This window comes from Mesobacillus subterraneus (assembly GCF_000934845.1).
In the GTDB taxonomy this organism is placed as follows: Bacteria; Bacillota; Bacilli; order Bacillales; family Cytobacillaceae; genus Mesobacillus; species Mesobacillus stamsii.
Window position 1 is genome coordinate 43,980 of record NZ_JXIQ01000015.1, and the last position, 8,656, is coordinate 52,635.

Consider the following 8,656-nt stretch of genomic DNA (forward strand, 5'->3'; position numbering starts at 1 on the left):
TCGAACTTACCTCATGTGAAGCAGAAGGAACACACTTAGACCAAGGGTGACCTCTGCTTTTTTCATTTTCTAACGGAGGGATTATATGAATTTTATCGCTCACATTCGTGAAAGTGACAAAACGATTCAAACTGTTGAAGAACATTTGTTGGCAGCTAAAGAGTTAGCAGAAACATATGGAGAAAAGCTAGGGGTAAAGCATTTAACTGGTTTAGCTGGAATGCTGCATGACCTTGGTAAATACTCGAATGAATTTAGAGAATACATATTACAAGCAGTTAATAATCCTGCAGCACCTCCTAAACGTGGAAGCGTTGACCACTCAACGGCAGGAGGGAAATTATTATACGAATTGTTTCACAAAGATAATATTTCAAGATATAAGGGAGTTGTTGCTGAGATTGTCGGTAATGCCATCCTGTCGCATCACTCGTATTTGCAAGATTTTTTGAATCCGGAATTGGAATCTAATTATTTAAGTAGAGTACGCGATAAGGATTTAAAAGACTTTGAAATAACAAAGAAACTATTTTTTGAAAACGTTATCAGTGAGCAAGATTTTCATCATTTTGTGAATAAAGCAGCAATTGAATTAGAAGCGTTTTTGGCAAAAGAAAGTTCGGAAAACACTGAAAAACAATTAATGTTTTTAACAAAATTTATTTTTAGTTCGTTGATTGATGCAGACCGTACGAATACGAGACAATTTGAGGGAAATCGAACCAATGAAAAAACCATTGATCATGAAAAACTATTTTCTGTGTATTACGAGAAAGTTATCAATAAAATCAATACGTTCAAAAACGACTCTAACGCTGATCACCCTATTAATGTTTTAAGAACTGAGATGTCAGACCAATGTGATGTATTTGCGGAGAAACCATCAGGGATTTATACATTATCAATACCAACAGGCGGGGGAAAAACATTAGCAAGTTTACGTTATGCACTAAAACACGCCAAACTTTTCAATAAAAAAAGGATTATTTACATTGTTCCCTACACCACTATTATTGAACAAAATGCGCAAGAAGTTCGAGATATTTTACATGATTCAGGAAATATATTGGAACATCATTCCAATATAATTGAAAACGAAAATGAGAACGATGAATTGCAAGACGGGTTTATGAGTGTTCAGCAAAAATTAAAAATCGCAAAAGATAATTGGGATTCTCCCATTATTTTTACTACGATGGTTCAATTTTTGAATGTTTTTTATGCAAAAGGAAGCAGAAACATAAGGAGGTTACACAATTTAGCTGAATCGGTAATTATTTTTGACGAGGTACAGAAAGTTCCAATATCCTGTGTTTCTTTATTTAATCAGGCTTTGAATTTTTTAAAAACATATGCACAGTCTAGTATTGTTTTATGTACTGCAACTCAACCAGCGTTGGATTTTGTGGAAAATAAGTTAGAAATAAATCCGGATGCTGAGATTATTGGTCATCTTGATCAAGTAATTGAAGCTTTTAGGCGAGTAGAGATTATCGACTTGGCAACAAATCAAACCTTTACTAATGAAAAATTAGCAGATTTTATTGAGGCTAAAATGGAAGACGTCCAAAGTGTTTTAATTATATTAAATACAAAGACTGTCGTTAAAAACTTATACACAATTTTAAAGGAAAGGAATATCCAGGCTTCTGCTTATCATTTAAGTACTTCCATGTGTGCAGCACATCGAAATAATATATTAATTAAAGTTAAAGATGACCTTCTTTCCAAGAATAAAATCATTTGTATCAGTACCCAGCTAATTGAAGCTGGAGTCGATGTGAGTTTTGAATGTGTCATTCGCTCCTTAGCTGGATTGGATTCTATTGCCCAAGCTGCTGGACGATGCAATCGACATGGAGAAAAAGATATTCAAAATGTTTATGTTATTGATCATGAGGAGGAAAACTTAAAACATTTAAAGGAAATTAGCGTGGGCAAACAGATATCAAAAAAAATTTTAGTCGATCTAAACCAAGATGCTTCAAATCATGGCGGACATATTCTATCAAAGCTCGCAATGGAAAGGTATTTTAAAGAATTTTACACTAAGTTTTCATCCGACTTAAATTATTTTATTCCTGGTTTGAATAAAACGATGACCGAATTATTGACGGCTAATAAAAATAAAAGCGGATTTTATCAAGCTTACAAGGCGAGGAATGGAGGCGTTCCTCCGTTATTTCTTGTCAACAGCTATAAAACGGCAGCAGAGCATTTTCAAGTTATTGAAGATTTGACAACATCTGTGATTGTACCTTTTGAAGATGGCAAAGAGATCATCGCAAATCTAAACAGTGATGGTTCCATTGATGATCTTACTCGATTACTACGCAAAGCCCAGCATTATACAATCAATCTTTTTAAATATGAACTGGACCAACTATCTAAAAATGATGGATTAGTGAGTTATTTGGATGGGAAAATTTTTGTGTTAAAAGCAGGAGCTTATGACAGAGAATTTGGACTTAATTTAGAAAACGATAGTCAGTTACCTTTGGAATATATTTGAAAATCCTATCTATAGATAGGCTTTAACAAATAATATACTATATATTTCAATCCGCGCTAAGAAGAAAGCGACAACTTAATTATATCATATTAAAGAAAGTTTACAAAAAGTTCATATAATATATCATTTAAATTTTTCTCAAAGAGGAGTATTGTTTAATTATAAAAAATATTTAGAATTTTTGGAGGTGAAATGATGAGAAATATGATTGAATTCGAAGTCTATGGAAAATATGCCTTATTCACAGATCCTTTAACAAAGATGGGGGGAGAAAAACTATCCTATCAAATCCCGACTTACCAGGCACTTAAAGGAATTGTAGAATCAATTTATTGGAAGCCTACGTTACTGATGGTTGTGGATGAAGTAAGGATAATGAATCCGATCCAAATGGAATCTAAAGGTATTCGTCCCATTGAATATGGGGGAGGAAATACACTAGCAAATTATACTTACCTAAAGGATGTTCGTTATCAAGTACGCGCACATTTTATCTTTAATCCATATCGACCAGACATGGCATTTGATCGAAACGAAAACAAACATTTTAATATCCTGAAACGATCTCTCCGAGCTGGAGGGAGAAGAGATGTTTTCTTAGGAACAAGGGAATGTCAAGCATATGTAGAACCTTGTGTTTTTGGCGAGGGGGAAGGTTTCTATGACCAAGGAGAAATCCATTATGGAACGATGATACATGGGATTAACTACCCTGATGAAACGGGAAGAAATGAAATGGAAGTTCGACTGTGGAATCCGGTGATGAAAGAGGGAATTATCAAGTTTCCACATCCAGACCAATGCACTTTAATAAGAAAAATTACAGAAATGCATCCAAAGAATTTCACAACTATCCAATCAGCAGACGAGCTTTTGAGTCAATTAGAGGAGGGAGGGAATAAATGAGTTGGTTATTAAACTTATATGAAACGTACGAATCAAATTTTGATCGAGTAGGAGTAGTTGAAAAGAAATCGAATGATCGAGAATTTACACTTTTGCCAATTTCTCATACAACACAAAATGCACATATTGAGGTAACGATCACAGAAGATGGAACTTTTCATTCCGCAAGGATACTAGATAAAAATGAAATGAACACATTAATTCCATGCACTGAAGGATCCGCAAATCGAGCAGGATCAAAAATTGCTCCTTATCCACTTCATGATAAGTTAAGTTATGTGGCAGGTGATTTTGTTGCATACGGTGGCAAAATAAAAAAAGAGGAACCCTTTACATACTATATCGCACAATTAAAAGAATGGGCAGAATCGCCGTATGCAGTATCAAAAGTGAAAAGTATTTATAACTATGTATCAAAAAGAACTTTAATTAAAGATTTAGTTGATTCGAAGATATTATTTCTCGATGGCAGTGGCTATTTAATCGAAACATGGGATAAAAAGTATGAGTCCACCTACGCAGAAAAGCCAGCTATTTTTTCCGTTGTAACTGGTGGGCAGGAAAGTGCTTTTATTCGATTTACTGTTTATTCTTCTAAAAAACTTTTAACAGAAGTTTGGAAGGATCAAGAAATGTATAATTCGTTCATTCGTTTTTATCAAGATTTATTAGGGGATAAAGATCTTTGTTATATAACAGGAAATTTTTTGCCTAGCACGGATAAACACGCCAATAAAATACGTAATTCGGGTGATAAAGCAAAGCTAATTTCAGCTAACGATACAAGCGGTTTCACATTTAGGGGGCGCTTTAATAAAAGTTCTGAAGTGGCAAGTATCAGTTATGAAGTGTCTCAAAAAGCACATAATGCGTTAAAATGGTTGATTAATCGCCAAGGGAAAGTGATTGATCAGCGGGTATTTCTTGTTTGGGGCAATGATGATCTTTCTATTCCTAATGTCACCGAAGATACTTTTTCAATTGATCCTGTGCCAATAGAAAGAGAAAAGATATCTCATACAAATCAAGAGTTTGCCAGAGAAATCGCGAAAGCTTTCGATGGGCACAAAAATAATTTAACGCTAAAATCAGAGGTTAATGTTTTATTACTTGATTCTGCCACTACAGGTCGATTAGCTGTATTATACTACCGTAATTTACACAAAGAGCTTTATTTAGAGAGGCTGAAAAACTGGCATTCTACTTGTGCTTGGATTCATCGCTACCGTAAAAATGACAATGGTGAATACGTCCATTTTTTTGGAGCACCGGCAACAAAAGACATTGCGTTTGCAGCATACGGACCAAAAGCTAACGAGAAGATTGTGAAAGGATTAATGGAGCGACTGCTACCCTGCATTATTGATAATAAAGTTATTCCATTAGACATTGTTAAAAACGCAATGAATCGGTCCTCCAATCCTGTATCAATGGAGAAATGGGAGTGGGAAAAAACGTTAAGTATTACTTGTGCATTGATTAATAAAATGGAGGGGTACAATGTGACATTGGACAAGGAAAATAAGGAACGGGATTATTTATTTGGTAGGTTGTTAGCGATTGCAGATGTACTAGAAAGAAGAGCTTTAGGGCCTGATGAAAACCGTTCAAGCAATGCAATTCGATATATGAACTCTTTTTCAAAAAGTCCTGCAAGAACATGGAAAACAATTCAAGAAAGTCTGCAGCCATATCAAGCAAGACTAGGTACAAAATCTCGATATTTATCCAGCCTTATAGATGAGGTAGCTTCCCAAATTGATTATGCAGATTTTAATAATAAACCATTATCAGGAAAATATTTATTAGGGTTTTATAGTCAACGGCATGAGTTGTATCAGAAAAAAGAAAATATAGAAAAATAAAAAGGAGAATGAAAAAATGACAATTTTAGATCACAAAGTTGATTTTTCTGTAGTTTTGTCTGTAACAAAAGCAAATCCAAATGGAGATCCGCTTAATGGTAACCGTCCACGGCAAAATTATGACGGCCATGGTGAAATTTCAGATGTTGCCATAAAACGAAAAATTAGAAATCGTTTGCAAGACATGGGAGAATCTATTTTTGTACAATCAAATGACCGGTGTGTAGATGATTTTAAAAGCTTAAGAGAAAGAGCTGAATCAAACCCGGAGTTATTGAAACTGTTAAAATCAAAAACTTCTACCAATGATGAATTTGCAAAAATTGCTTGCAATGAATGGATTGATGTAAGAAGTTTTGGACAGGTTTTTGCTTTTAAAGCTTCTGGTAGTGGAAGTGCGGTTTCAGTAGGTGTAAGGGGGCCGGTTTCTATCCATACCGCAACCAGTATTGATCCGATTGATATTACTAGTATGCAGATAACGAAAAGTGTCAATTCAGAACCTGGAAAAGAAAAAGGATCAGATACAATGGGTATGAAGCATCGGGTGGATTTTGGGTTATATGTTTTTTACGGCAGTATTAACACACAGCTTGCTGAAAAAACGGGTTTTACAAATGAAGATGCAGAAAAAATCAAACAAGCTCTTGTTACTCTTTTTGAAAATGATACATCTGCTGCAAGACCGGATGGAAGTATGGAAGTACACAAGCTAATTTGGTGGGAACATAATTCAAAGCTTGGTCAATATTCGTCAGCAAAAGTTCATCGTTCTATAAAAATTGAATCTAAAATGGACGAGCCGAGATCTTTTGATGATTACTCTATCGCAGTTGAGCATTTGGAAGGTTTAGAAGCTGAGATCATCGATGGTTTATGATGAAGAAAATGATTATTTGATGCTGTCAGGAATTCAACATTTTCAATTTTGCAAACGACAATGGGCGCTAATCCATATAGAGCAGCAGTGGGAAGAAAATGTTCGGACGGTAGAAGGACAACATCTTCATCAAAAAGCGGATCAGCCATTTATTCGAGAAAAACGCGGGGATAAACTTATTGTTCGAGCGATGCCAGTTAGGTCGAACGAGCTAAAGATAACTGGAGTTTGCGATGTTGTTGAATTTATTCGAGATGAAAAAGGCGTTGAAATTAGCGGTTCAGAAGGAAAATATACCGCGTTTCCTATTGAGTACAAACGTGGGAAACCCAAATTGGACGATTCAGATGTCTTGCAGTTAACGGCACAAGCGATTTGTATTGAGGAAATGCTCTGTTGTGAGGTTAATCTGGGCTATATGTTTTATAATGAAATTAAACACAGAGTCGAAGTGCCATTAACGGAAGAATACAAATTGAAAGTAAAGACAATCGTTGCAGAAATGCATGAATATTATGATCGAAGGCATACGCCGAAAGTGAAAACAGGTTCATTTTGTAAAAATTGTTCCCTTCAAAATATTTGTTTACCGAAGTTAATGAATAAACAGTCTGTGAAAAGTTTTATTGATGGGAAGATCAATGAATGAAAAAATTATTAAACACGTTATTTATAACACAACCAGACGTTTACTTATCATTAGATGGGGATAATATTGTTCTTCTTAAAGAAAAAGAACAGTTAGGCAGGCTTCCTCTTCACAATTTAGAGGCAATCAACTCTTTTGGATATACTGGCGCTAGTCCGGCATTAATGGGTTACTGTGCTGAGAAAAACATTTCTATCGTTTTTTTTACGATGAACGGCAGATTTCTTGCAAGAGTCATAGGGAAAAGTAGAGGAAATGTTGTATTAAGAAAGAAACAATACCGAATATCTGATGATGAAGTAGTTTCTGCTAAAGTGGCGCGAAATTTTATTGTTGGGAAAATTTTCAATCATAAATGGATTCTTGAAAGAATAACGAGAGACTATCCGTTGCGAGTAGATGTGTCCCAATTCAAAGAGGTTTCAAAACAGTTGTCGGAGATAATTATTCAAGTTAGAAACTGTGAAGATTTAGAAAGGCTAAGAGGCCTTGAAGGACAAGCAGCCATTAGTTATAACAAAGTATTTAATCAAATGATTTTGCAGCAAAAAGAAGATTTCTCTTTTCAATTCCGTTCTCGTAGGCCACCTACTGATAATGTGAACGCCATGCTATCATTTGCTTATACTTTATTATCAAATGACATGGCGGCTGCTTTAGAAGGTGTAGGACTTGATGCCTATGTTGGTTTTTTACATCGAGACCGTCCGGGTAGAGCTTCTTTAGCATTAGATCTTATGGAAGAGCTTCGCGGTGTCTATGCTGATCGGTTTGTTCTATCATTAATCAATAAAAAAATTGTTAGTAAAGATGATTTTCATCAAAAAGAGAATGGGGCTGTTATAATGACAGACGATGCCAGAAAAAGGTTTTTAGGAGCTTGGCAATCCAGAAAACAGGAAAAAATTACGCATCCCTATCTTGGTGAAAAAATCTCCTGGGGATTAGTACCTCATGTGCAATCATTATTATTAGCCCGTTTTTTACGGGGTGACTTAGATGAGTACCCACCTTTTTTATGGAAGTAGGTGGATATTTTGTTAGTACTAATCACTTATGATGTCAGCACAATTAGTAATACTGGTCAAAAGAGACTACGAAAAGTTTCAAAAATATGTCAAAATTATGGACAACGAGTCCAGAATTCCGTTTTTGAATGTGTTGTCGATTCAACCCAATTCGCAGCTTTAAAAATTGAACTTGCGAATGTTATCGACAAAGAGAAGGATAGTCTTAGGTTTTATCAATTAGGCAATAATTACAAAAATAAAGTGGAACATTTAGGTATAAAAGAGTCGGTGGATGTAGAAGGTCCATTAATTTTTTAAGTGCGAATGGGAAGCGAACATGATTAGCTAAGGGGATTCGCACCTAAAATAACTGTTTGTTCTCCCGTTATTTGTAAAATATGTTTATGTCCTCTAATATTTTGGAGGAAATAGTGTGTTTTTGATCAAAATCCTCCCATAAATTAGGAGTCTATGGCCAAAAATCGCTGTCGCACCCTGTACGGGTGCGTGGATTGAAATTGTTACATCGACATCACTGAATAGGATGCCTTTGTCGCACCCTGTACGGGTGCGTGGATTGAAATCCCTCGACCCATCCGACTGTCTGGCCGGCTACGACGTCGCACCCTGTACGGGTGCGTGGATTGAAATGTGAAGTCACCTTTGCCTGTCAAGATGAAATGCGTCGCACCCTGTACGGGTGCGTGGATTGAAATTAGTTATTCTGCTGAAGTTTTGGAATACGAAAGAAGTCGCACCCTGTACGGGTGCGTGGATTGAAATTGATGACAATGCCAATTGATCACTACTATAAACCGTCGCACCCTGTACGGG

7 protein-coding genes and 1 CRISPR repeat array are annotated in these 8,656 nt (G+C 35.7%); all 7 genes read left to right on the forward strand.

From position 1 onward, the window contains the following. Positions 1 to 85: 85 nt before the first annotated feature. The 7 genes from UB32_RS02135 (at position 86) to cas2 (ending at position 8,140) form a co-directional block, all read left to right on the forward strand. Positions 86 to 2,512 (forward strand): CRISPR-associated helicase/endonuclease Cas3, encoded by a 2,427-nt coding sequence (locus tag UB32_RS02135; protein WP_044390818.1) that lies wholly within the window; start codon positions 86 to 88, stop codon positions 2,510 to 2,512. A gap of 195 nt (positions 2,513 to 2,707) precedes the next feature. Continuing rightward, positions 2,708 to 3,418: a type I-C CRISPR-associated protein Cas5c gene (cas5c, locus tag UB32_RS02140; RefSeq protein WP_044390819.1), complete on the forward strand. Its 711-nt coding sequence runs from the start codon at positions 2,708 to 2,710 to the stop codon at positions 3,416 to 3,418. Then, positions 3,415 to 5,283 (forward strand): type I-C CRISPR-associated protein Cas8c/Csd1, encoded by a 1,869-nt coding sequence (gene cas8c, locus UB32_RS02145; RefSeq protein WP_044390820.1) that lies wholly within the window; start codon positions 3,415 to 3,417, stop codon positions 5,281 to 5,283. Before cas5c ends, cas8c begins: the two co-directional genes overlap by 4 nt. 16 nt (positions 5,284 to 5,299) lie before the next feature. Beyond that, the gene (gene cas7c, locus UB32_RS02150) at positions 5,300 to 6,163 is read left to right on the forward strand and encodes a type I-C CRISPR-associated protein Cas7/Csd2 (RefSeq protein WP_044390822.1); all 864 of its coding nucleotides are present in this window, start codon (positions 5,300 to 5,302) and stop codon (positions 6,161 to 6,163) included. Beyond that, a complete protein-coding gene (cas4, locus tag UB32_RS02155; RefSeq protein ID WP_044390823.1) occupies positions 6,153 to 6,812 on the forward strand; it encodes a CRISPR-associated protein Cas4 in 660 nt (219 codons plus the stop codon). Before cas7c ends, cas4 begins: the two co-directional genes overlap by 11 nt. Continuing rightward, positions 6,809 to 7,840 (forward strand): type I-C CRISPR-associated endonuclease Cas1c, encoded by a 1,032-nt coding sequence (cas1c, locus tag UB32_RS02160; RefSeq protein ID WP_044390824.1) that lies wholly within the window; start codon positions 6,809 to 6,811, stop codon positions 7,838 to 7,840. The genes cas4 and cas1c overlap by 4 nt, the downstream gene beginning before the upstream one ends. A 9-nt stretch (positions 7,841 to 7,849) precedes the next feature. Next, a complete protein-coding gene (gene cas2 / locus UB32_RS02165) occupies positions 7,850 to 8,140 on the forward strand; it encodes a CRISPR-associated endonuclease Cas2 (RefSeq protein WP_044390826.1) in 291 nt (96 codons plus the stop codon). Between the two features lie 169 nt (positions 8,141 to 8,309). Further along, a CRISPR array of direct repeats spans positions 8,310 to 8,605; the repeat unit is 32 nt; unit sequence GTCGCACCCTGTACGGGTGCGTGGATTGAAAT. The last annotated feature ends 51 nt before the right edge of the window (positions 8,606 to 8,656 follow it).